The sequence below is a fragment of the uncultured Bacillus sp. genome (assembly GCF_958411575.1).
Taxonomy (GTDB): Bacteria; Bacillota; Bacilli; order Bacillales; family Bacillaceae; genus Bacillus; species Bacillus spizizenii.
This window is the reverse complement of record NZ_CATYRA010000006.1, coordinates 1-23,466: the sequence shown is the minus strand read 5'-3', so window position 1 is coordinate 23,466 and position 23,466 is coordinate 1. Positions and strand designations below refer to the sequence as shown.

The following is a 23,466-nucleotide window of genomic DNA, read 5'->3' as shown; positions in this document are numbered from 1 at the left end:
ATACGGGAGAAAATATCAAGCTCTCACTCAAACTGGCTATAGTCTTATTATAACACGATCACGTCTCTTTTCAATTGTCAAATCCTTCAAAAGATGCGTTATGGATCTGTTCGTGAACACAGTATAGCACAGGCCTGATTTTTGAATCAAGCACTATGCCTTTAGAAGCCTTTTTGACTGTCCCTGAATGCTCTTTCGATTTCACGCTTCGCGTCCTTGCGCTTCAGGTCTTCCCGTTTGTCATAGTTCTTCTTCCCTTTTCCAAGGCCGAGAAGCACTTTGGCGAAGCCGTTTTTCAAATACAGCTTCAGCGGAACGAGAGAATAGCCTTTTTCCTTTGTTAACCCGATCAGCTTATTAATCTCCTTGCGGTGCATTAACAGCTTTCTCGTCCGAAGCGGATCGTGGTTATAGCGGTTTCCCTGTTCATACGGGCTGACGTGCATATTGTGGAGAAACACTTCTCCCCGTTCGATTTTGGCGAAGGAATCCTTAAGGTTTACGCGGCCGGCACGAATCGATTTGATTTCAGTTCCTTGGAGAACGATGCCTGTTTCATAGGTTTCTTCTATAAAATAATCGTGATTGGCTTTCTTATTTTGAGATAATACTTTTCCTGACCCTTTTGGCATGCCAGAACCTCCTCTCTCTAAGGAAAAACTGTCCACCTTTTGCGATACCCTCTATTTTACCAAATGTCACGTGCCGCTACAATGAAAAGCTGTTTCCGAAAGAAAGCAAATAGAGCACTGCGGCCCTATTTGCTGGTTGAGCTGCTATTTCTTCTTTTTCCGTTTCTGTTTCGGTGCGTTTTGGAAGCCGCGTTTTTTCTTTTTCTTCTTCGGCTTAGTAAACCACTCACCTTTTTCCTCAGACGGAGCTGGAGAAACAGGTGTATTGGTGCTTTGGACGCGTTTTCTGGCAGGCTTTCCGCGTTTTCTGCTCCGGCTGCTGTCCAGTTCTCTCGGACGCCGCGGAGAGCCCTTCATGCCGACAATTTCAAAGTCGATGTTGCGCTCGTCTTTGTTGACATCGACGACCTTGACTGTGATTTCATCCCCGATACGGAAGACGTTGCCTGTCCGCTCACCGATCATCGCAAAATGCTGTTCGTCAAAGCGGTAGTAGTCATCCGTCATAAAGCTGACGTGGACGAGTCCTTCGATTGTATTCGGCAGCTCGACAAACATTCCGAAGTTTGTCACAGAGCTGATCATGCCGTCAAACTCTTCACCGATTTTATCAAGCATGTATTCCGCTTTTTTCAGATCATCCGTTTCACGCTCGGCGTCAACGGCACGCCGCTCCATCGTTGATGTATGTTCGGCGATATCCGGCAGGCGTTCAGCCCACTTTTCCTGTGTCGCTTCATCGACTTTGCCGTTGATTAAATACGTTCTGATCAGACGGTGGACGATTAAGTCCGGATAACGGCGGATCGGTGATGTGAAATGCGTATAGAATTCCGTTGACAGACCAAAGTGCCCCAAGCTTTGCGGGTCGTATTTCGCCTGTTTCATCGAACGGAGCATGACAGTAGATATAACTGTTTCTTCAGGTCTGTCACGCACAGCGTCCAGAATGCTTTGCAGCGCGCGCGGATGAATATCTCCCGCCGTTCCTTTCACCACATAGCCAAATGTCGTTACAAACTCTAAAAACTTTTGCAGCTTTTCAGCATTCGGCTCTTCGTGAATCCGGTATATAAACGGGACGTTCATCCAATGGAAATGCTCCGCTACTGTTTCGTTCGCCACAAGCATAAATTCTTCAATCAGCTTCTCGGCGACAGAGCGTTCTCTGATGACAACGTCTTTAACCGCCCCTTCTTCATCGACAAGCACCTTTGCTTCTTTGAAATCAAAATCAACGGCGCCGCGGTTCATCCGCTTATCGCGCAGAATTTGAGCCAGACGCTCCATGTCTTTGAACATTGGAACAAGAGGCTCGTATTTTTGTTTCAGCTCTTCATCATCGTCAACAAGAATTTGATTCACATCAGAATACGTCATTCTTTCCGTTGTTTTGATGACACTTTGGAAGATCTCGTGCTCTGTCACCTGTCCCTGACTGTTAATTGTCATTTCACAAGAGAGTGTCAGGCGGTCAACCTTTGGATTTAAGGAACAAATGCCGTTTGATAGTCTGTGCGGTATCATTGGGATGACACGGTCAACCAAATACACACTCGTTCCTCTTTCTAGCGCTTCTTTGTCAATCGGCGAATTTTCGGTTACGTAATGGCTGACATCAGCAATGTGAACGCCAAGCTTGTAGCTTCCGTCATCAAGCTTCGTCACGGTAACTGCATCATCCAAATCCTTCGCGTCCGCACCATCAATGGTGACAATCACCTGGTCACGGAGATCACGGCGGTCTTTCAGATCTTTTTCATCAATTGTGTCAGGCGTACTTGATGCCTGTTCCATCGCATCAGCAGGAAAATCTCCCGGCAGGCCATGCTTATGAATGACTGATAAAATATCAATCCCCGGATCATTTTTGTGGCCGAGAATGGTTTCAATCTCGCCCTCTGCGTTCATGCGGCCTTCTGGATAGCTCGTCAGCTTGACAACAACCTTGTGTCCTTCCGCAGCACCGTTTTTCCCGTTTTTCGGGATAAAGATGTCGCTTGTGATTTTTTTGTCGTCCGGAATGACAAAGCCGAAGTTTCTTGTTTCTGTATACGTACCGACAACCCGCTGAATCGCTCTTTCTAAAATGCGGATGACGGTTCCTTCCTGTCTGGAGCCGCTTGACTGTGAATTCAGACGAACCATGACGATATCGCCGTTCATTGCCGTATTCAGCTCATTAGGCGGAATAAACACATCGCTTAACGACGTATCCTCAGGCAGCAAAAAGGCAAATCCTTTTGCATGTGCTGAAATCTTTCCTTTTATTAAATTCATCTTCTCCGGAATGCCATAGCGGTCGCTTCTCGTCCGTACGATAAGTCCTTTTTCTTCCAAGGCGACTAACGCTTTGACGAGCTCTTTAAACTCCTCGGCTTCCGTAATATTTAACATCTCCTCAAGTTCCTGAACAGTCAGAGGCTTGTATGCCTCTTCCTTCATAAACGAGAGAAGCTTATCCATAAATGCTTCTTTTTCCATTATCCAACCTCCTGTTGATTACCAATCGAGCTTCTCTAAAAATTCATACACATCCTGATGGACGAGGTCCCGTTCTTTGTCTAGCGTAATGACATGGCCTGATTCCTCGTACCATTTCAGCTGTTTATCATCAGTTTCCACTTCGTTGTAAATAATATTGGCACTTTCGGTATTAATCATGTGATCATGACGTGCCTGCACCACAAATGTCGGTGAATAAATCATATCGACATTGTTCCGCACATCGGCAATTAAATTTTGCAGCGCCTTAAGAGTGTTCATCGGCGTTTTTTCGAATTCCTTCATTTCCTCTTCAATTTGCTCCGGGTTTTTCCCCTCGAATTTTTTGTAATTGCGAGCGTATGAAAGGACGCCCTGATACATGACCTCTTCACTCTTAATATGCATCGGTGCGCACATTGGAACAATTCCCTTTATGGGTACAGTGTAACCCAATTTCAGCGAAAAAACCCCGCCAAGCGACAGTCCGCAGGCAGCAATGCTCTCATAGCCTTCAGATTTTAAGTATTCATAGCCATCCATCACGTTTTTCCACCAGTCTTCAGGCCCCGTATGTACTAGTTCTTCAGGGGGCACGCCGTGTCCTTCATATTGAGGCGCGTGGCACGTATAGCCCCGTTCATTCAAATAACGTCCCAGCATTCTTACATCCGCTGTATTTCCTGTAAAGCCATGCAGCAAAAGCACCGCTTTGTCTCCGCCTTTAAATGTAAATGGTTTTGGTGTCACAACTTTCATGCTCATGTCTCCCTTTCTATCTGCACGATCATTTTAGTTTTCCACAGTTTGATCAGAAAAAAACGCTCTGAATATCAGCCAGAAACGTGAAAAAGGCCTGACTTCACATCAGACCTTATACAAACATTGCCCTATAGGATATAAGCAAGCGCAATCGTTAACACGAAAAACAAGACTGCCAGCACAACCGTGATGCGGTGCAAAATCAAATCAAGACCTCTTGCTTTTTGTTTCCCGAAGAGCTGCTCCGCTCCGCCGGAAATCGCACCAGATAATCCGGCGCTTTTACTGGATTGAAGCAAAACGACAATAATAAGTGCAATGCTGACGATAACCAATAAGGTAATCAAAACCGCGTGCATCCCATACACCTCCAGACTCACTGGCCTACATTACTTCTATTTTACATGAAAAGGGTTGGCATGTCACGCTGTATCAGACACCAAAAGGCGGGATAAGACGTATGATCTTGGTTACCCTATTCATATGAAAAGGTCAAAAGGAGAAAAACAATGCCCCTTATCAGCATAGCCAGCAAAAAACATCTTTATTATGAGGAATATGGACAGGGAATTCCTATCATTTTTGTCCACCCGCCGGGCATGGGACGCAAGGTTTTTTATTATCAGCGCCTTCTCTCCGAGCATTTCAGGGTGATTTTCCCTGATTTAAGCGGCCACGGTGATAGTGATCACGCGGATCAGCCCGTCTCTATTTCTTATTACGCAAACGAGATCTTGCAATTCATAGACGCTCTGCATATTGATAAGGCTGTGTTATTCGGGTATTCCGCCGGCGGCTTAATTGCGCAGCATATCGGCTTTACCCGTCCGGACAAAGTATCTCATCTTATTCTATCCGGCGCTTACCCCGCTGTTCATAACGTAATTGGAGAGAAGATTCACAAGACGGGGATGTATCTGCTCGAGAAAAACGCCGGTTTGCTCATAAAAATGCTTGCCGTCAGCCACACAAAAAACAAAGAACTTCGAAACCTATTAACAGGCCATATGAAAAAAGCAGACCTTGTCCATTGGCATCAATATTATCAGGATTCGCTCCGCTACAACTGCATTGAACAGCTGCCTCATTTACACATGCCAATGCTGTTTATGTATGGCGGCCTGCGGGACTGGACCTTCCCAGCCTCAGGCTATTACCGCAAAGCTTGCAGCCATGCCGAATTTTTCAGATTGGAATATCAGGGGCATCAGCTGCCGACAAAACAATGGAAAACATGCAACGAACTGGTGACAGGGTTTGTGTTGACACATCATTCATAGAGATAGAAAACGCTTGGTCTCCTTGCGTTTTTTGGTTCCTTTATTGACTTTTGTCAATAAAATCATAGTAAAAAAGATCCTCAAATTTCAAATTAAAATAGTGAAGCATTTTACCGATCACAAGCTGCCCCGGCCGTCTTTCTCCATTCAGCACGCGGCTAAGTGTGGCGGGTGAGACTCCGATTTCCAGCGCAAGCTGATTAAGGGAATAATCATTATTGACCATATACTGCAATACATAATCACGTCTAATCTGTATCTTTTCTACTGGCACTTTCCTCACCTTCCATTCCTGGAAAACTTTTTTCTATACTTTTACATTACGGCTTATGTTAACTTTTGTCAACACATTTCCAGCCTACCTATTCCCTTTAGTCAATAAACATACTAAAATATGAGTAACAGTGAGGGACGGGGTGAGATACATGGAAAGCTTTGGCGAACAATTGCGGGCATTGCGTGAAGAGAGAAAATTAACAGTCAACCAGCTGGCGACTTATTCAGGCGTAAGCGCAGCCGGCATCTCCAGAATCGAAAACGGCAAACGGGGCGTTCCCAAACCTGCCACCATTAAAAAACTGGCGGAAGCCTTAAAAATTCCTTATGAAGGGCTTATGTATAAGGCCGGTTACATCGAAGAAGTGCATGAAGCTAGGGCTCCTTATGAAACGAAGTGCAAGCTGCTTGAAAAAGCGGAGGCCTATGACCTGAAAAACCTTGCTCTTCTTGAAAACGAAAAGTGGCAATATCTCAATAAAGAAGATTTGCTCATGCTGGATCATTATTTTTCGTTTATTTCAGACGAAGCCAAGAAACGGTCTGCTGATGACTAACTCTTGATAGAAATGTGAGGGGATCACCATGTCACCTTTCGGACAGCAATTACGGGAGCTGCGCCGCGCCCGCAAACTGACAGTGAATCAGCTTGCGGTGTACTCAGGCATCAGCTCCGCCACCATTTCCAAAATTGAAAACGGTAAGCGGGGCACGCCAAAACCTGCCACTATCAAAAAATTGGCGGCCGTACTCAAAGTTCCCTACGAAAACCTGATGGCTGCCGCAGGCCATATTCGGGCCTTTCCAGAAGAAATTCGCGAAGCTTCGGAAAGCTATCAGTCCATATATGACATTTATCAAACAGCTGTCACTCGCGGAGCGGAGCACCTCCCGATTTTCAATAGCCAAAAATGGGGATATCTCTCAAAGCAGGATATTGAAAATCTCAGCAAATACTTCGATTTTTTAGCCTTGGAAGCAAAAAAACGAACCTCTTCTTCATAATCCCCTGTATCTTTTCTCCATTTTATCAATCACGCTTGCATACCTTCCCTCGTTATTTGCGTTATAATAGTGTCAGACGAGGTGAAAAGTATGAACCAATCAGAAATGTGTCCTAGATTTGAAAAAGCAGTCGACATCTTGAGTAAACGCTGGGTCGCTTTGATCGTATTTCAGCTCTTGAACGGGTCGCAGCGATTTAGCGAAATTGAAGCAGCACTTCCAAATCTAAGCGGCAGAGTTCTGTCAGAACGGCTGAAAGAACTTGAGCTTGAAGGAGTGGTGAAGCGGGATGTCATCCCTGAAACTCCGGTTCGCATCGAATATTCATTGACCGATAAAGGAAAGGCGTTGGCCCCCATCTTGGGTGAGATTTCTAAATGGGCGACGGATTGGATTGACCCTTCCTTTCTTGACTAATTGCTAAAACGGTTCTGATCTCAAAGGCGAGAAAAGAGCCGTTTTTTTATTTTTCATTTGCCAGGTAAAAAACGACTTCTCAGCCGATATATAGTAGAACCCCACATTGCGTTTTTAGCCGAAGAATTTGAGCAGCTGGCGAAAGAGCTTCATGAGAAGATGGATCAGTTCACATTTAAAATAACCCACGTCCAGATAGGACATGGGCTTTATTCGTTTCTTAAAGGTATTTTTACTCGAACCTCTGCTCCACCGGCTATAGTGTTCCCAAGAGTAAGTTCTCCATTATGAAGATTCACTGCATTTTTTGCAAAAGTCAATCCCATTCCATAATGACCTTTAGAATGACGGCTCTTGTCATCCATATAAAAAAGTTCTGTGGCTTTTTTTAACCCCATTTCCGAAAATCCATTTCCCGTGTCTTTTACAAAAAAATAAAATATCTCAGAATCGCATTCTGCATGTACCGAGACGGTGCCGCCTTCCGGTGTATAATCAACTGCATTTGTTAAAATATTCAATAATGCCCTATGTAACAATTGCCAGTCTATTTTCGCTTCTTTCATTAGATTTTCTTTTTTGAACGAAATGTTTATATTTTTATTTCCTTTATAGGCGGATATATCTTTCACTAGAGTTTCTGTCAACTCATCTACAGATGCTTTCTCCAAATGAATCGTTAAGGCATCCTCCGTTTTCGAAAGATGAATCAGCTGATAAATATACTGTTCAATTTGATTTCCTGCTCCAAGAATATACTTTGTATACTCAGCTTGTTCTTCGTTTTGCATTGACAAGCTGAGTAATTCAGCATTCCCCTTAATAATGGTGATCGGAATCTTGATATCATGTGCCAAAGCACCTATTTGTTCTTTCTTGTTTTTTTCTAAACGCCACTGTGCCTCAAGTGAGGACTGGAGAGCATCTCTCATTTCAATCAACGAGTCAATCACATCATCGAATTCCTTAATATGTGTAAATTCGGGAGTGAATTGCAAATTTTGCTCTTTTATATATCGAGTGATTACGTTCAATGTCTCAAAATGTTTTCTTAATCTATTCGCAAAGTAAGTTGTTATAATAGAGATAACTATAATGAGCAAGATAATCAAAATACAAATACTCGTTAATTCATAATTAGGAAGGTATTTTCTTAGTAAAGGCGAACTGAAATCGGCACGCAATGAATATTGCAAAACACAATATTCATTGTTTCTTTCTATAACCAAATAGCCTTTTTGCTTATAATTGACATATGGTTTTTTTTCAATCTTCTTTTTTACCAGCTGCAGATCTTTTTCTTTAATAGTTCCAGCTGTTTTTTGTTTTGTTTCTTTGTTAAGAATGGCATATGACATTGTATCAGGAATCATATCGGCAGTTACTTTGTCGATGGTTTCCAGCTTCGGCGCAAGTTTTTCCGCTTCTCGTTCATTATAATTCGCTGGGTGTGAGAAACCTGTATTCATTGCAATCGTATTTATAAATATATATAGCAGAGCAAGTACGACCAAGCTAATACATAGGGTCACCATATACTTTACCAGTTCTCTAAGAAGCGTTTTCCGGCCCTTAAAACCTATTCCCATTTGTACCCAACGCCCCATACCGTTTTAATGGGATCTGCATTATGCTCTTTACATTTTTTTCGAATCGTTCGAATAAATTCAGTAATTGTTGAATACAAAGCATTCCCCTCTAATCCATATATCTCCTCGTAAATTTGTTCTCTCGAAAAAGTTCTCCCTTTGTGTTGAGCTAAAAATTCACAGATTTTATATTCATTTTTTGTTAGGTTGAGTTTGTTGTTATTGATAAATACTTCTTTACTATCAAAATGAAATAAAAAACCGGAGATCACTCTCTTCGATTGATGTTTATCTCTCCGTTCTCTTCTTAAGTGAGCATTCACTCTGGCACTAAGCTCTCTAACGCCGAACGGCTTTGTAATATAATCATCTCCGCCGGTAATGAGGCCTTTTACTATCGCTTCCTCTTCCGTTTTAGCTGTGAGGAATAAAATGGGACAATCAACCAAAGGCCGTATCTGTTTACATAACTCAAAACCGTCAATATCCGGCATCATCACATCTAACAAAATTAAATCATATCCTTGAAATACATCAGGCGGCTGTCCATGAACATGATCTAAAATGTCAACTTGATGCTGGTCACGGCGCAAAATATTTTGTATCAGTACAAGAATATCTTTTTCATCATCGACAGCAAGGATTTTTGCCATTTCCCGGCCCCCTCATACTATTCAAACGTTTTTCTGCCTTCCCATTTACTAAACCATATAAGACTGGCAATGATTGTACATATTATACCAAAAACCATCATCAATACCCCTGAATTTATTTCATGCATTAATAAAGGATGATCCCCTTGATTTACTTCTTTAAAGTGAAGTACTCCATTTAAACTTGACAATCTAATCCCCCAGGCCCACGGGTTAAATTTCCATATAGCATCCCCTAATCCAGTGTTCATGAGAGCTGTCATGAGCAGGCCTGCTCCTCCTATCAGGACAGAAGCCCCCATTCCAAACATACAACTGATAAAAAAGTAAATACAATACAGGACTACACTGCCTGCAACCAGCCAGGCACCACCCATTATAAAAATATCGTAAGATAAATCCGGCACTTTTAAAATAAACTTTAATCCAATGAAATAGATGAATAGTGCTAAACCAATAGAGCAAATCTCCAAGAAAAGCAGCATGAACACTTTACTCACATAAGCAACGATTTTCGGAGATGTGCTCCCTAGTAATACATGAAATTTCCCTGCCTGTTCTTCTAAGGATGCAGTCATTCCACATAGCACCCCGATGAGCAGCGGTAATGCAACTGCGATAGCTTCCATAAAAGACTTATAAAGGTGAAATTCACCTTGATCTCTTCCGTAAAAATACAAAATCAATATAACTGAACAAACGATAGGAATGATAAGATGCAGCCACAAAAAAGAGGTGTGCTTGCTCTTCTGGAAATCAGCTTGTAAACACCTCAAAAGCAATTTCACCTTACATCGCCTCCCGCTTATTCATTTTGTAATCAGTTGTTGGGGCAAACGAACGGCTGGTCAGAAATGCCAGTATCAAAAAAAATAAAATTGAAATCACTATGGCAGGAGGCACAACCATCCAACTCAACAAAGGATCATTGTTTTCGAGCAGCAAACCGTTAGGATGTATACCAATGGTTGGACACATCATTCGAATTGGCCAGCTCCAAGGAATGAACCACCAAAAGGCACGAGATGCCGGCATAACACCGAGAACTAGCGTCCCTATGAAATTTAACATTACCGCCATTGTAAATCCCCACTTTTTTGCCACAAATAAACAGAGCGGAATTTGCCAAAGACTTGTCAACCAAAGCAATAAGCTCGCGGCAACTATAGAAGGCGAAATGATGGAAAAATCAGCTATAACGAATCCCATGAGTAACATAAAAACTAAAAATACAACCTGAGATAATAGTGAATAAATTGCAATAATAATAATCTTAGCGTACCATAATTTCCCTAGATCTATAGGCAATGAATACGTACCGTTATAATGAGAGGCCTTTTTTTCTTTTTGATGAGATAAAGAACAAAATAAAGCAATCATCACTGGCATAAATATAATAGACCACCAGTTATAAGTTCCTGGTACAAAAAATTGAGTGTTCATTAAAAAAGAAAAACCTATATTAAGAAGAGCTACAAAGATAATCATTTTTCTGGAAAACGTCCTCTTAAACTTTAGGTTTTCGGCTTTTATATAATTTATCATCTTTTTACACCTTCTTTTTCACGAGTTGACTTTACAACTTCCATAAACAAGTGCTCCAAATCATCAGCCTTGTTTATTTCACCCTGGTACCCAAGATGACCGTCGATGATAATCCCAATATGATCTGCTATTTGCTCGACTTCCGAAAGGATGTGACTAGATAAAATCACCGTTATACCTTCCTGAGGAAATGAGCGAATAAGGTCTCTGAGCTCTTGTATACCTATTGGATCTAACCCGTTTGTAGGTTCATCAAGAATTAATAGTTTAGGATGGTTTAATAAGGCGATTGCAATTCCAAGCCGCTGCCTCATCCCCATCGAAAATTGGCCTGCTCTTTTCTTTCCAGCATGCTGCATATCCACAGTCTTTAGCACACTGTGTATGCGATCTTCGGAAAGACCGAGCAGCGTGGCATGTACTTTCACATTTTCAAATGCAGTTAAATTATCGTAAAGAGGCGGAGCTTCTATTAACGATCCGATAGTTTGCAGATCAGATCTTTTCCATTTATGTCCATCAAAGAGAATTTCACCTGAAGTTTTCCGTAAAATTCCTGTTAAAATTTTAAGCGTTGTCGATTTTCCAGCTCCATTTGGTCCCAACAGACCATAAATGCTGTTTTTTTGAACAGTTAATGAAACATCTGCAACAGCTGTCTCTTTGCCAAACTTTTTTGTAAGACTTTTGGTTTCTAATAAGACTGTACTCATGTCACACTCTCCCTTATTCCTTTTCATTCTTTATTAAAACCGCTCGATAATACTCACGATTAAACTCAACAATGATTTCATCTTTGGCATCAGAATCTTCGTTTGTACTATAAACCTTCCCATAGCGTAATGGTTTTTTCTCTCTAATTTCATCCGGGTTATTAGAGATATACGGTTCTTTCAATTCTTCTTCCGACCATCTCTTTCCATCACCATCTACAAAGAAAGTTTGGCCTATTGCCCCTATTACTTTTCCTTTTTTGTCTTCATCAACTTTCTCTTTCAGATGATAAAGTTGATCGTCATAGACCACTTGATCAAGTTTTCCCTTATCAATCAGGCTCTCCATTGTTTCCGATGTATCGTTTTCGTTATCATCAGTAAAATGCATTGTTTTTTTTGTTTCTTCAACAACTTTATCTTTAAACTTTGTTAATGATTGACAAGCAGATAACATAAATAAAACAATAAAACAGCCTAAAATGTTAACACTTCTTTTCAAAAACAACATACATCACCTCAATCTTATGAATTTTCCTCAATAGATGTTAAGCAATAATGGATTCTTCACCGCCATGAATCCATGTGAAGAATCCTTTTTTCCGGATGCAGACCATTCTAGAATACTTTTATCAAAATTTAATCAAAAAAACATTTCCAACTGGAAACTTTAAGCATTTGGGCGGCCATTGCCATGATCAATGCCAAATAAAAAAAGTGCGATCAGGTCACACTCCTACTCTAGATGGATCAATCTCATTTATTAATTTCCTAATAAAAAATATGATGTTCTTAGAAATATTCTTAACCATAAAACCTGGTAAGTACCCTTAAGTCCTTCATCCTTTGTCTGCATTTGAGGAAGAGACTGGAATTTTTATTGGAATGTTATTCAAAACGCATGATCGAAAATAACCGTTCTTCCGTTCTACAATTGTGTTCCTCCTTAAAGCCGAATATAAAAACGGGTGTGAATATAAACTCTTTCACACCCGTCGTTTTTTACTTCATTTTCTTGTCCCGACTCTATGAAAATAAGTATGTATAACACTCAGAAGTGCAAGGAGTCAGAGCAAGGTGATGCTAATGGTTTTACTTATTTAGAGATTTTGCAGTTACAAGTTAGTGTTTGAAGGAAGCAAGTTTGCAATGCACCAGTTACACATCCTGGTGTACAAAGTGATTCACTTTTCCATTGCGGAGTGATTTTTGAGTCTTGTTTAGAGACTTTCACAACATCCAAATCGAAATCATCGAACTTTGACATATTGGTCACCTCCTTTCAATACCTAAATAGTAACAGACAAATATCAAGATTTTATCATTTTTTTCCTTTTTTTATTAAATTAATAATGCTTTTGTCCAATCTGTTTTTGAGCCTAATTCCATGTTTAATACCCCTAAGCCTACACCTACAGCTCCATCCAACAAACCAACGTACTGCAAAGGTACTGCTTCGTCCCCTTCCATTGATTCATAGTTATGGAATCCAAAGATATAATCCTTGTCATAGTAGCTCATGATCTTTTGTTTAATCTCTTGAAGCTCTTCCTTAAAATACTCCTGTCCGGTGAGTAGATTTACAGCAAGCAGAATCTGACCGATACCGCTGTAACCATGACATATGGTAGGTGAAAAAATTCCCCGTATATCAGATATTGTGTATCTTAAATTCTGTACTCCGATATTTATAAGTTCAGTATTTTGAAGTGCTTTTCCGGCTTTAACAAGCGCTAGACATACACCAGGTCTTCCATAACACCAAGCATCTCTGCTAAAATTTACTGCGTTTGGCGGAGATCCGTATTGATACTCCTCAAAGCTTATGATTCCTTTCCAAAACAAGCTGTCTTGCTCTTTTTCAGAAAATTCCAGTAGGAAATTCGCCATTTTTTCAATCGCACGTTCTTGTCCCTTTACTTTAATTCCCTGTATGAGTGCTGAAGAGAGAACACAAATAGGACCAGGTATCCCATGTGCTAATCCCATATTAAAATTGCCGTAAGGATAAGCTTTTTTTTCAATATCAGTAAACTGATGTTGAGATGGAATATGCCATCCAGGAACTTTTTCTCCATCCACGATAATGTCTTCAGTTAACCTAACGAGATATTTCAAAATATCAATTAACAAATCTCCCATAGCTTTATCTTCTTGAAATAACAGCAGATAGTTGGCAATTCCGCTAACTCCTTCTATGACATCGTAGTCACTCATACACACTTGCCGCTGATCAAATTCAGTTAACAATTGAGGTACGGTTTCAGCCAAATATTCATTAATACTAGAAATCAAACCATTGTAATAGGTGAAACGTTGCGATAAACAGATTGCTGCCAGTCCAATGCCAGCTGCTCCAGAAAACATTGAAGGAGTATGCAGCCCTTTTTCTTTTATTTCATTTACTAAAATCGATAAATATTGATGTCCTATGTCGTCCCATCCTTCCTCAGGAAAATGAGCGTGCAATTCGCCATACAGCATACAAATGCCTGGTATACCATGACTCAAAGCAGTTGATTTCCAAGGTATAAGCGGAACTTCGCCAATGCTGCGAAAGTTATCTTTTTGATTCACTATTTCAAGCACTTTGTCGTAATTAGAAATTTGACGAGCCATTTCTTTCACAATTTCAACTTCTATCCTTGATACAGTGCCTCTTTCCATTTACTGCCTTCCTCCTCCAGTGGGTTCATATAGTTCTCGGATTCATCCATTTTTTTATACAGCGGACATGTTTTTAATAGCTCTTCATGTGTGCCTATTCCTACAATCTCTCCTTTATCCATAACAATGATCCGATCTGCAAGTTTAGCAGCAACCAATCGATGAGAAATAAATATTCCTATTTTATCTTTTGACAAACTGAAAAAAGTATCGAAGGTTTCTTTTTCTGCAATTGGATCCAGCGCAGAACTTGGCTCGTCCAAAATATACAAAGAAGCTTCCCTAAAATAAGCCCTTGCCAAAGCAATCTTTTGCCATTGTCCACCGGATAGCTGTCTTCCTTCATCAAACCATAGTCCGAGCTGTGTATCGAATTGATAGGAAGAGTGGCTTTTTAAGAAATCGGCTCTCACAATATCGAGAACTTCATGCATTTTGTTTGTTTGATGTAGTTTATCAATTTGGCCGAATCCTATATTTTCTTTTAATGTCATTTCGTATTTCATAAAGTCTTGAAATAGCGCTGCAATTTGATTCATATAACTGTCCATATCCAGTTCTTTAATATTTATTCCATTAATCAAAATGTCGCCCTGCTGAACTTCATATAAGCCGGTAAGGAGCTTAATGAATGTACTTTTCCCTGATCCGTTTGGTCCAACAATGGCTACACGTTCTCCTTTATGCAATGAAACGTTAATATGTTTCAGTGTCTGTTCTCCTTGATTGGGATAGATAAAGCTGACATTTTGAAAAACAACAGAATGAATAGGCTCAACAATCGGCTTCTTGTGACCTTGACTTTTCTCTTCTTTTAATTCCAGAAATTCATACAATTGATTCATATAGAGATTGCTGTTATAGATCGAATAAATGCTTGTCATGATAGATTGTGAGTGATTTTGCACCAGCGAAACCGATCTGATATAACTCATTACATTACCGACCATTATTTTTCCCGCAAAAGCAGACATGATGGCAATAAATATAATGACAGCTCCGACTAATTGCACTGCAATCTCATATATTAGGTTCAATAAAGTTTTCTTTCTTAATATCTTTGTATCTTGTTCTATAAATGATTTTTTGATATCCCAGTACTTGTTTAATAAATAATCCTTAAGGTTATACAATTTTAATTCTTTAAAAGAAAAATCATGTGTGAGTATATAGCTGATATACCAAGATTTCCTTTCCTTTCCCGCGCGTTTCCAGTGTATGAAGAATTCTTCCTGTCCAATTTTCAAGAAATAGAATAGAGAAATTACCGGAATAACTAACAACAGAAGTGAGACTTTAGGGTTCCACGACATTAAAAACGCAATTGATGAGAGTAGCGTCACAAATGATGTGGTCATTGTAATGATGGCTTGAATAATCTGATAGGGCTTATAACTGATCTCTTTCGTTACCCTCTCTAACTTGTCATATATTTCTGGATTTTCAAAATCCTTGAGAGCTAAATTACTGCTCTTTTTCATGACTTTATAGTTGAGTTTATAACCAATATTTAATTGAAATTTACCATTATAAAATTCGGAAATCTGCGAAATGAGCTCCGAAAAAAAAGATACCCCTAGATATGTCAAGAAAATGGTGATAACAATTGAAACATCTTTCCGGATAGTCACAAGGGAATTAATCAGTTCTTGTGAAATATATAGTGAAACAATTGGCAGAATACCGGTAATAATACTGAATGCAATCAACTTTAAAAACAGTGATCTTTCTAAGGTGAAAATCAACTTGAACGTCTTAGGCATTTGTTTCATGATAAACAGCAGCTCTTTTAGTTTCAGTTGTTCCTTTACTTCCATGCTAAACTACCATTCATCTTTTGATATCGTTGCGCATATAAAGAATGTCTGCATAGGGTGAGAATTTTATTTTCCAGTTCTCTGTCGGTTCCGAATAAACGATTGCAATGCAGATGGATGATACTTCCTATACGTGAATAAACTTCATCTTTGTTATCAAATGCCTTTTTGATTAAAAATGCATAATGAGCTGCAGCCATTTTTCTTGTTTTCAAAGTTTCATATAACATACCGCCATCACTTGTTTTCTTGAGATTATCCCAATCTCTGTCAGAATTGCATATTTCAATATACATTTCTCTATCCTTTTTAAATTCAGTACGATACTCATTCTGTAAGGAATTTCTCTCTAAAAAAGTTAACTGTTCTTCAAACGTTAGCTCGAACTGTTCTAAAAACTGTATAACCGAAACCATGCCTGCAATTTCCTTGCTTATCGTAATATCTTTCATCCGGTGCATTCTAATCATCATTTCAACAACTTTGCTGTCTTCACAGAAAAGCTGTTCTGCAGCCTCCATAAGGCTTAGCCCGCCATATCGTTCTATCTCCCGCTCGTATTGAGTGATAACAGACTCTGAAACCAGTCCTTTTTCTCTTAAGCTTTTCAGCCAATTCAATAATTGGGGAAACAAGCTGTACAGCACTTCGGCTTTTCCATTAAATCTAAGTCTTATATGAGGCTTTGGATCCCGATACCTCATAAAGAAATGTCTGACTGGATATTGATCAGAAATCTGGTTATAAAAATCCGCTATTTCAAAAGCAATTAGCTCTTCTTCTCTTGTTTGTTTACAATAAAGCTTAATAAACAGCCAGTCTTCAAATGGCATTTTTATTCTGTCGGAACCACTTCCCTCTATTGCGTTAAGAACCGGTAAATACAATGGTTTTTCTGGTTGTTTTCTAAGCAGCGGAACGACGATTTCTCCCGAATAGTCATTTTGGTTTCTATCCATTAACGCATCTGCATCATGCTCAACAGCCACAAGTTGTAATGGCTGGTTATGGTTCGTTTTTTTCAATTCCCAGAAAAAAACATCCAAAGTACAATCATTCTCTATATCAATCAATAATCGATTGTCTGCGTTAACGATATAAAATGTTTGCGGCAGTTCATAAGTACGATGAAATTCAAAAAAAGCAGATTTTATCTCTTCTAGAGATGCATTCGAGTGCATGCTTAAATCATTTTTGTATATCAGCCATTGTTCACAAGATAAGGTTATCTCTTTATATTTGATTTCAGGAATATACTTGAAATCACTATAGATACTAAACCACGGGAAATCATTCCATTTTCTTTTACCATCTCTTGAAATCTCTAATAAAAACCGTACAGCGTTGGTCATTAATAAAGGATTAAACATATGATTTGACTCAAAAGACAGAATTTCGCCAGTTGTTTTATGTCTAGCATAAAAGATATGGTCTTTATTGATTCCAATTAGAATATCTTCAGCTTTGACGGAATCATTGAGATGCAGAGCACTGTTCGTAAAAAGAGACATCTCTTTTTCTCGGTAGCTTACATTTCTTGTTACATTTCCAGACCTAGTTTGATTAGGCACAATACTCAGTTCACAAACTTTCGTATTACACTCTGTTAACTCTTTCTCCTTGTTATGTAAGGTCTTTATGATTTCACTGATTGAATCAGACATATGAGAAAATCTCCCAAATGTTTTCCCTGCGCGGGTAGATCCGACGTTGGGGCCTAAATAAAGCTTAACTCTCCCATTTCGTAATTTAACAAAGAAATTGAGTTCAAATGATAATGGAATTTCCTCATCAGCAATTTCAGAGTTGCAAATTCTATGGAATGTTTCGTCGTCTAATTGAATAGGAGCTTTCTTTCTAACTGATTCAAAATACTTTCTCATGAAAAATTGTTTCATTTCCGGTGAAAATTGCTCCCCAAATGATGTTTCTTCAAAGAATTCATTAGCAGGATTCGTGTACGTAGCAGGAGCACCAATGCCAGTGCTGGAACATAGCATTTCTAAGAGAGGAACTTCTCTTTCATATCCATAGCGTTCCAAAAATACATTTTTGTATTTTTCCAAGTGGTCTAATGTATTGGCAGAGGGAGAAGCCATATAAGTAAACATGCTTGCCAATTCACTTATGGCGAGAGATGTTTCATTATCTAATTGAATGGAGGAGTCTGCCAGCCCAGCGTCTACTTGCAGAGGAGATGATGCCTTTATGAGTTTATTCATTGTTTCAATCAGATTTAAATACTGATGCTCTCCCTCTCCGATAGTGATCCGATTATATGCATCTATCTGATATTGAATGTTCTTACAAGCCTGAATGAGTTCATTTGGAATATGGCGGCTTTCCGCTTGATCAATTAAATACTGAAATTGATCTGAAACAGTCATCGGCGGCCGTAAGTTTGATATAAGGAACTCTTTGTCAATAAGGTCTGCTACGTACTGATTAATTTTATTTATTGGAGTATTTGGATAGTTATCTATCAAACAACGGATTATATCTTGATATGCAGCAGATTCACCACACAGTTCATTTATCAAATAGAAAACAGATGTCGCACGAACACTAACTTCTTCAGATTTTCCATCTGTGCTGTACAACAAGTAAGCCCGGTCACCCTTAATATAACAAGCGGAATTTAATGTAAAAGAAAGTCGGTCGGTGTATTCGTTTTCCAATTTTCTAATTAATTGGTAGAGCCACTCAAAATCAACACGAGCCTTTTTGTAAAATGAATGTTGATTAAAAGATAAGTGATTTTTATCAGAAAACGACCCTATACCGACTGAAGAAAAAAGGCCAAAAGGTGTGGTTCTTGTTGCTCTTCTTGTTGCATACTTCAAAATAGCCTGTTGAAAGTTGCGCTTTTTTTTCCCTTTTAATTTATCCGGCGCTTGCAGGAAAGTATGTATTGTTTCATATAGTGTCCTGCTAGATACCAGTATTTGTTCCCGAAATAATGAATCGTTGCAAAGGTCATGTAATAACTGATCGATATCCTGAGAATTCTCATTTTTTAAGTCTTGATGTACTAAAGGAACCCGAATCATATAATAATCTGTAGGTGTATATAAGGATTTCATATTAGTCTATAGCCCCCCATATTTATCCGCTTCTTAATAAAAACAATTCTACATCCCTCTGCTTAGTCCTCCATATTATTCTATTTGAACCAAAATATTTACAATACTCTATTTTTACTATACATTCTAAAAATCAAAAAAATATCAAGATCCACCCAGTAAATACCATAAAAAAAGGACTCTTTTCCCTCTCAGAAAAGAATCCTTTTTGCTTAACTCTATACACTTATTACCTTTCTTCTGCTTTTTTGTTTCACCGGATTCAAGAACCTTTCAATCCAGGCCATTATCAAATCTGCTCCTATGGCCATTACCGCAGTCGGGGTCGCGCCTGCGAGAATAATCGCAGTTCCGTTTGTCGCGTTTGAGCCGCGGACAATCATATCCCCGAGCCCCCCGGCGCCGACAAATGTGCCGATTGCTGTAATTCCGATGGCAATGACGAGAGCCGTGCGCAAGCCTGCCATAATGACAGAAAGCGCGAGCGGGAGCTCAACCATCCGGAGAACCTGGAATTTCGTCATGCCCATTGCTTTTCCCGATTCTAAGTAGGCATGTTCAATGCTGACAATGCCTGTGTACGTGTTTCGGATAATCGGCAGGAGGGAATACAGAAATAATGATATAATCACGGTGTTTGCGCCGAGCCCCATGACAAGCATTAAAACGGCCAGCATCGCGAGCGCCGGGATTGTCTGGATAACATTTGTTACGGCGAACACCCAGGCTGATAAGCGGCGATAATGCGCAATGAGGATTCCGACCGGAACCCCGACAACAGCGGCAAACAATACGCCGTAAACCGACATGAGAAAGTGGCGGCCGAATTCATCCATGACGTAGCTGCCGTTCTGCGCGTAATATGTCATTAACTGTTCAAGCACGTTCATTGGCTTCGGCCTCCTTTCACGATTCGAAGTAGTGGTGCTTTTCTAAATATTCCTTAGCTACGACAGACGGTTCTTTTAGATTGCCGTCGACTTCATAGTTAAGCTCCTGCATGGTGGCTGTGTCGATTTTCCCGATCATTTTCTGGATGGTGCCTTCAAGCTCAGGATGTTCTTTGAGCACTTGTTCCGGAACAACCGGAGAGCAATCGTACGGCGGGAAAAATTGCTTATCATCCTTTAGCATTTTGAGACCATAGGACTTGATTCTTCCATCAGTCGAATACGCGAGGACAATGTCCATTTTTCCGCTTTTCACCGCGTCATACACAAGGCCGATCTGCATTGGATACGTGCCGCTGAATGTCATGCCGTAGGTTTTCGTAAAATCTTGATAGCCGTTCCCCCTGAGCTTCATCCAATAGTTATCAACACCCAGCTTTAATTGCGGTGCCCATTTTTTCACGTCTGATACGTTTTCTAAATGATATTGATCTGCCAGCTTCTTGCTGACCGTAAAGGCATACGTATTATCAAACCCGTAGGAGTCATACCATTTTAAATCATATCTTTTTTTAAACTCCCGCTGTGTTAGCGCCAGCGCTTTCTCCGGATCTTTCTCAGGTTCCATTCTCAGCGTTCCTGTCAGCGCGTCTCCCGTATACCTTGTGGCCGCAATGTCGATTTCCCTATTCATTAAGGCCTGTTGCTGTACCGCGTTGGAGCCGAGATTTTTAATGGTTGTTGTTTTAAGATCAGTATGGTGTTCGATCAACTGGCCAAGCATGCTGGCGATGATTTCTGATTCGCTCATGCTTTGCGCGCCGATTTTAATGGTCTGGTCTGAAGCGGCGCTGAGACCCGGAAGCGAACAGCCGCTCAACGGCAGCATTGCTGCGAGCGTTAACCCGATCATCCATTTGAGATATTTTCTTTTCATGAGCCGCCTCCTTATGAAACTTCCTTCAATCTCTGCATGCCGGCAGGTGTCAGTTTTCGTTCAGTCACTGCCAGCACATAATCAATCACAATCGCCAATATTGTGACGGGCACCGCGCCCCCGATGATATATTCCGGCTGATATAAATTCAGTCCGATAAAAATATAATCACCCAATCCGCCGCCTCCGATAAAGGAAGCAAGCGTGGCCCAGCCGATTAAGTAAATCGTCGATGTTCTGATTCCCGCCATGATGACAGGTGCGGCAAGCGGCAGCTCCACCAGGCGGACTTGTTCAGCCGGCGTCATTCCGATGCCTTTGCCAGACTCGAGCAGATTTTTGTTGACGCCGCGAATGCCCGTGTACGTGTTGCGCAGAATCGGCAGAACGGAATAGAAAAACAATGCCACAATGGCCGGAACCTTCCCGACACCCAGGAGCGGAATAAAAAAGGCGAGAATCGCCAGACTCGGCAGCGTTTGAATGATATTGACGATACCGATAATGGTGCCGGCTCCCTTTTTCATTCTAGTAAGCACAACCCCGAGGGGGACGGCAACAAGCACGCCTAAGATGACAGCAATGAGCGAGATCGTGATATGCTCATATGTTTTATACAGGAGTTCGCCCCCGTTGGTTTGTAAAAATTGAATAATATGATGCATGACTTGTCACCTCCCTATGACAATACCGCGAGCTGATTTTCTTCCCCCCAGAGGGAGTCATACACAATGTCGACCAGACTCGCTCTAGTCACAATTCCGATTAAGCGCCGATTTCCATCCACAACAGGGACATACTTGATACCCCGTTTTAAAATTTTGCGGACCGTGTCGCGCAGCAATGTGCCGCCCAATACTGTGTAAAGATCTTCATGCAGAACCTCTCCTACGAGATTGGCTTTTTTCCGGCATTGATCAATGATTTCAACATCCACATAGCCTTGGAGAACGTGCTCGCCATCGACGACAAGCAATGAATCGACACGCTCCTGCCTCATTAGCTGAATCGCTTCAGAAAGCGTTTTATCCGCAGTGATCGTTACAGGCTTCGTGTTCATAATCTGGTCAACCCGTTCCACATCCGGGCTGGATGACTGAATCAGCCGCTCTTTTCCGATAAATTCCTCAACAAATTCGTCTGCCGGATTTCTCAAAATATCATCGGGCGTTCCAACTTGAACGATTTCTCCCGCTTTTAAAATCACAATCCGGTCTGCCAGCTTAATCGCTTCATCCATATCGTGGGTAACAAATACGATGGTTTTATGTAAGGTTTTTTGCAGTTTTTTAAATTCTTCCTGAAGGGAATCCCTCGTAATCGGGTCGAGTGCCCCAAACGGTTCATCCATTAAGATAAGCGGCGGCTCCGCGGCAAGTGCCCGTAATACACCAATTCGCTGCTGCTGTCCCCCGCTTAATTCATGAGGGTAACGGTCTAAATATTCTGGCCCCATATCGACCAATTTCAGAAGCTCACGCGCCCGTTCTTTCCGATGCTGCTCCGGCCATTTCAGCAGTTTAGGGACAAGAGAAATGTTCTGCTGAATGGTCATATGCGGAAACAGGCCGATCTGCTGAAAGACATAGCCGATCTTACGCCTAAGCTCTTCGGGGTCCTGTTCCATGATGTTTTCGCCGTCAATGAAAATCTTGCCGGCGGAAGGCTCAATTAATCGGTTAATCATTTTCATTGTTGTCGTTTTTCCGCATCCGCTCGGACCGATAAAACAGATAAATTCGCCTTTTGCAATCTTAAGATTCACGTTGTTCACGGCTTTTTTGCCGCCCTTGTATGTTTTCGAGACATTTTCTAATGTCAGCAAACATCGCACCTCCAAAATTAAGTTTATTCAATTTGTTCAGTTTGTATTTAATTTTTCAGACAATTGAATGCTTCCCATTATAGAATAAAGTTTATAAAATAAAAAGTTTACAATTTGTTCATATTGTTTATAAAGTATGTGTAAGCGCTGATTTACCCGCATTGACCTGTGATGATCTCCTTATTGCTCCAATTTCCTGCCAAATTCTCTTGTTACAGCATTTCCGCCGTATCAAAAATGTGGTATATTGACATCGGAATTGTTAGCTGAAAGGATTGAAACCGTTGGAGAAAGATCCGTTAACGATCATTGAACAAGCTGAGGACCATTTAATAGAAAGAATCGCAGAAAACATGCATGCATTTGGAATGCCCTCTACCGTCGGACGTGTGCTGGGCATTATTTATATGAATCGAAAACCGATGACGCTGACCGAATTGTCTGAAGCAACCGGCATGAGCAAAACTCGCATGAGCCAGGTTGTGCGGGAAATGCTTGATGCCAACATTGCCGAGAAAGTGTTCGAAAAGGGCGTGCGAAAAGATTTATATGAGGTTGAGCAGGACTACTACCAAACGTTTATCACGCTTTTTACAGCCACTTGGAGCAAAGTCGTCAGCAAAAACAAAATGATGCATAAAAAACTCAATCGGGAACTGCTCAGCGTTTTGGATGAAGAGCTTACCCCTGAAGCGGAAGAAAAAGTGAATGAACTGCTGAAGGAATTACAGGAATGGCTCGATTATTATAATTGGCTCGGGCGATTGATTGAGTTTTTTGAGAGCGAAGAGATTTTTAAATATGTGCCGAAGCCGTAAAAAAAACGCTCTGTCATTGGGACTGACCCCCGTTTTCGAGACAGGGATCAAAACACCTTTTAAACAGCCAATT

24 protein-coding genes are annotated in these 23,466 nt (G+C 40.7%); 5 read left to right on the top strand and 19 right to left on the bottom strand.

Annotated features, from left to right (window positions below; translation table 11 throughout):
- Nucleotides 1–161 precede the first annotated feature (161 nt).
- The 4 genes from smpB to secG form a co-directional block, all read right to left on the bottom strand.
- Nucleotides 162–632: an SsrA-binding protein gene (gene smpB, locus Q5C82_RS11135; RefSeq protein WP_003220025.1), complete on the bottom strand. Its 471-nt coding sequence runs from the start codon at nt 630–632 to the stop codon at nt 162–164.
- Between the two features lie 144 nt (nt 633–776).
- Entirely contained in the window at nt 777–3,116 is a 2,340-nt protein-coding gene (gene rnr / locus Q5C82_RS11130) for a ribonuclease R (RefSeq protein WP_003220026.1), read from the bottom strand.
- A gap of 18 nt (nt 3,117–3,134) precedes the next feature.
- Nucleotides 3,135–3,875, bottom strand: coding sequence for a carboxylesterase (locus Q5C82_RS11125; RefSeq protein WP_003220027.1), 741 nt, complete (start codon nt 3,873–3,875; stop codon nt 3,135–3,137).
- A 131-nt stretch (nt 3,876–4,006) separates the two neighbouring features.
- Nucleotides 4,007–4,237, bottom strand: a complete 231-nt coding sequence (gene secG, locus Q5C82_RS11120; RefSeq protein WP_003220028.1) for a preprotein translocase subunit SecG — start codon at nt 4,235–4,237, stop codon at nt 4,007–4,009.
- Between the two features lie 150 nt (nt 4,238–4,387).
- Between secG and Q5C82_RS11115 the strand changes: the two genes are divergently transcribed.
- Nucleotides 4,388–5,158, top strand: coding sequence for an alpha/beta fold hydrolase (locus Q5C82_RS11115; RefSeq protein ID WP_003220029.1), 771 nt, complete (start codon nt 4,388–4,390; stop codon nt 5,156–5,158).
- 40 nt (nt 5,159–5,198) lie between these two features.
- Here Q5C82_RS11115 and Q5C82_RS11110 read toward each other — a convergent pair whose 3' ends face one another.
- Nucleotides 5,199–5,432: a helix-turn-helix transcriptional regulator gene (locus Q5C82_RS11110; RefSeq protein ID WP_003220031.1), complete on the bottom strand. Its 234-nt coding sequence runs from the start codon at nt 5,430–5,432 to the stop codon at nt 5,199–5,201.
- A 151-nt stretch (nt 5,433–5,583) separates the two neighbouring features.
- Between Q5C82_RS11110 and rghR the strand changes: the two genes are divergently transcribed.
- The 3 genes from rghR to catR all read left to right on the top strand — a co-directional run bounded on the left by rghR (nt 5,584) and on the right by catR (nt 6,856).
- On the top strand, nt 5,584–5,991 hold the full coding sequence (rghR, locus tag Q5C82_RS11105; protein WP_003220034.1) for a transcriptional repressor RghR: 408 nt from the start codon (nt 5,584–5,586) through the stop codon (nt 5,989–5,991).
- A gap of 28 nt (nt 5,992–6,019) precedes the next feature.
- Entirely contained in the window at nt 6,020–6,439 is a 420-nt protein-coding gene (locus tag Q5C82_RS11100; RefSeq protein WP_003220036.1) for a helix-turn-helix domain-containing protein, read from the top strand.
- A gap of 90 nt (nt 6,440–6,529) precedes the next feature.
- Complete coding sequence (catR, locus tag Q5C82_RS11095; RefSeq protein ID WP_003220037.1) at nt 6,530–6,856, top strand: catDE operon transcriptional regulator CatR; 327 nt, start codon at nt 6,530–6,532, stop codon at nt 6,854–6,856.
- Nucleotides 6,857–7,065: 209 nt separating this feature from the next.
- Here catR and Q5C82_RS11090 read toward each other — a convergent pair whose 3' ends face one another.
- The 14 genes from Q5C82_RS11090 to opuBA form a co-directional block, all read right to left on the bottom strand.
- Nucleotides 7,066–8,445: a HAMP domain-containing histidine kinase gene (locus Q5C82_RS11090; RefSeq protein WP_003220038.1), complete on the bottom strand. Its 1,380-nt coding sequence runs from the start codon at nt 8,443–8,445 to the stop codon at nt 7,066–7,068.
- Nucleotides 8,436–9,098 (bottom strand): response regulator transcription factor, encoded by a 663-nt coding sequence (locus Q5C82_RS11085; protein WP_003220039.1) that lies wholly within the window; start codon nt 9,096–9,098, stop codon nt 8,436–8,438. Before Q5C82_RS11085 ends, Q5C82_RS11090 begins: the two co-directional genes overlap by 10 nt.
- Before the next feature lie 17 nt (nt 9,099–9,115).
- Nucleotides 9,116–9,886, bottom strand: a complete 771-nt coding sequence (locus Q5C82_RS11080; protein ID WP_003220040.1) for a lantibiotic immunity ABC transporter MutG family permease subunit — start codon at nt 9,884–9,886, stop codon at nt 9,116–9,118.
- A gap of 1 nt (nt 9,887) precedes the next feature.
- Complete coding sequence (locus Q5C82_RS11075; RefSeq protein WP_003220041.1) at nt 9,888–10,643, bottom strand: lantibiotic immunity ABC transporter MutE/EpiE family permease subunit; 756 nt, start codon at nt 10,641–10,643, stop codon at nt 9,888–9,890.
- Nucleotides 10,640–11,356 (bottom strand): lantibiotic protection ABC transporter ATP-binding protein, encoded by a 717-nt coding sequence (locus tag Q5C82_RS11070; RefSeq protein ID WP_003220042.1) that lies wholly within the window; start codon nt 11,354–11,356, stop codon nt 10,640–10,642. Before Q5C82_RS11070 ends, Q5C82_RS11075 begins: the two co-directional genes overlap by 4 nt.
- Nucleotides 11,357–11,369: 13 nt before the next feature.
- Nucleotides 11,370–11,867, bottom strand: a complete 498-nt coding sequence (locus Q5C82_RS11065; RefSeq protein ID WP_229283779.1) for a NisI/SpaI family lantibiotic immunity lipoprotein — start codon at nt 11,865–11,867, stop codon at nt 11,370–11,372.
- Between the two features lie 585 nt (nt 11,868–12,452).
- Nucleotides 12,453–12,623 carry a gallidermin/nisin family lantibiotic gene (locus tag Q5C82_RS11060; protein WP_003220055.1) on the bottom strand — a complete coding sequence of 57 codons (171 nt, stop codon included), beginning with the start codon at nt 12,621–12,623 and terminating at the stop codon, nt 12,453–12,455.
- A 74-nt stretch (nt 12,624–12,697) separates the two neighbouring features.
- Nucleotides 12,698–14,023 carry a lanthionine synthetase C family protein gene (locus Q5C82_RS11055; RefSeq protein WP_003220057.1) on the bottom strand — a complete coding sequence of 442 codons (1,326 nt, stop codon included), beginning with the start codon at nt 14,021–14,023 and terminating at the stop codon, nt 12,698–12,700.
- On the bottom strand, nt 13,996–15,840 hold the full coding sequence (locus tag Q5C82_RS11050; RefSeq protein ID WP_003220059.1) for an ABC transporter ATP-binding protein: 1,845 nt from the start codon (nt 15,838–15,840) through the stop codon (nt 13,996–13,998). Before Q5C82_RS11050 ends, Q5C82_RS11055 begins: the two co-directional genes overlap by 28 nt.
- On the bottom strand, nt 15,831–18,923 hold the full coding sequence (locus Q5C82_RS11045; protein ID WP_003220060.1) for a thiopeptide-type bacteriocin biosynthesis protein: 3,093 nt from the start codon (nt 18,921–18,923) through the stop codon (nt 15,831–15,833). The genes Q5C82_RS11050 and Q5C82_RS11045 overlap by 10 nt, the downstream gene beginning before the upstream one ends.
- Before the next feature lie 218 nt (nt 18,924–19,141).
- Nucleotides 19,142–19,813, bottom strand: coding sequence for a choline ABC transporter permease OpuBD (gene opuBD, locus Q5C82_RS11040; protein WP_003220066.1), 672 nt, complete (start codon nt 19,811–19,813; stop codon nt 19,142–19,144).
- 16 nt (nt 19,814–19,829) lie between these two features.
- Entirely contained in the window at nt 19,830–20,750 is a 921-nt protein-coding gene (gene opuBC / locus Q5C82_RS11035) for a choline ABC transporter substrate-binding lipoprotein OpuBC (RefSeq protein ID WP_003220068.1), read from the bottom strand.
- A gap of 11 nt (nt 20,751–20,761) precedes the next feature.
- On the bottom strand, nt 20,762–21,415 hold the full coding sequence (gene opuBB / locus Q5C82_RS11030; RefSeq protein ID WP_003220070.1) for a choline ABC transporter permease OpuBB: 654 nt from the start codon (nt 21,413–21,415) through the stop codon (nt 20,762–20,764).
- Between the two features lie 14 nt (nt 21,416–21,429).
- Nucleotides 21,430–22,575 (bottom strand): choline ABC transporter ATP-binding protein OpuBA, encoded by a 1,146-nt coding sequence (gene opuBA, locus Q5C82_RS11025; protein ID WP_003220072.1) that lies wholly within the window; start codon nt 22,573–22,575, stop codon nt 21,430–21,432.
- A 284-nt stretch (nt 22,576–22,859) separates the two neighbouring features.
- On the opposite strand from opuBA, the gene Q5C82_RS11020 reads away from it, so the two are divergent.
- Nucleotides 22,860–23,393, top strand: coding sequence for a GbsR/MarR family transcriptional regulator (locus Q5C82_RS11020; protein ID WP_003220076.1), 534 nt, complete (start codon nt 22,860–22,862; stop codon nt 23,391–23,393).
- Nucleotides 23,394–23,466: the final 73 nt, after the last annotated feature.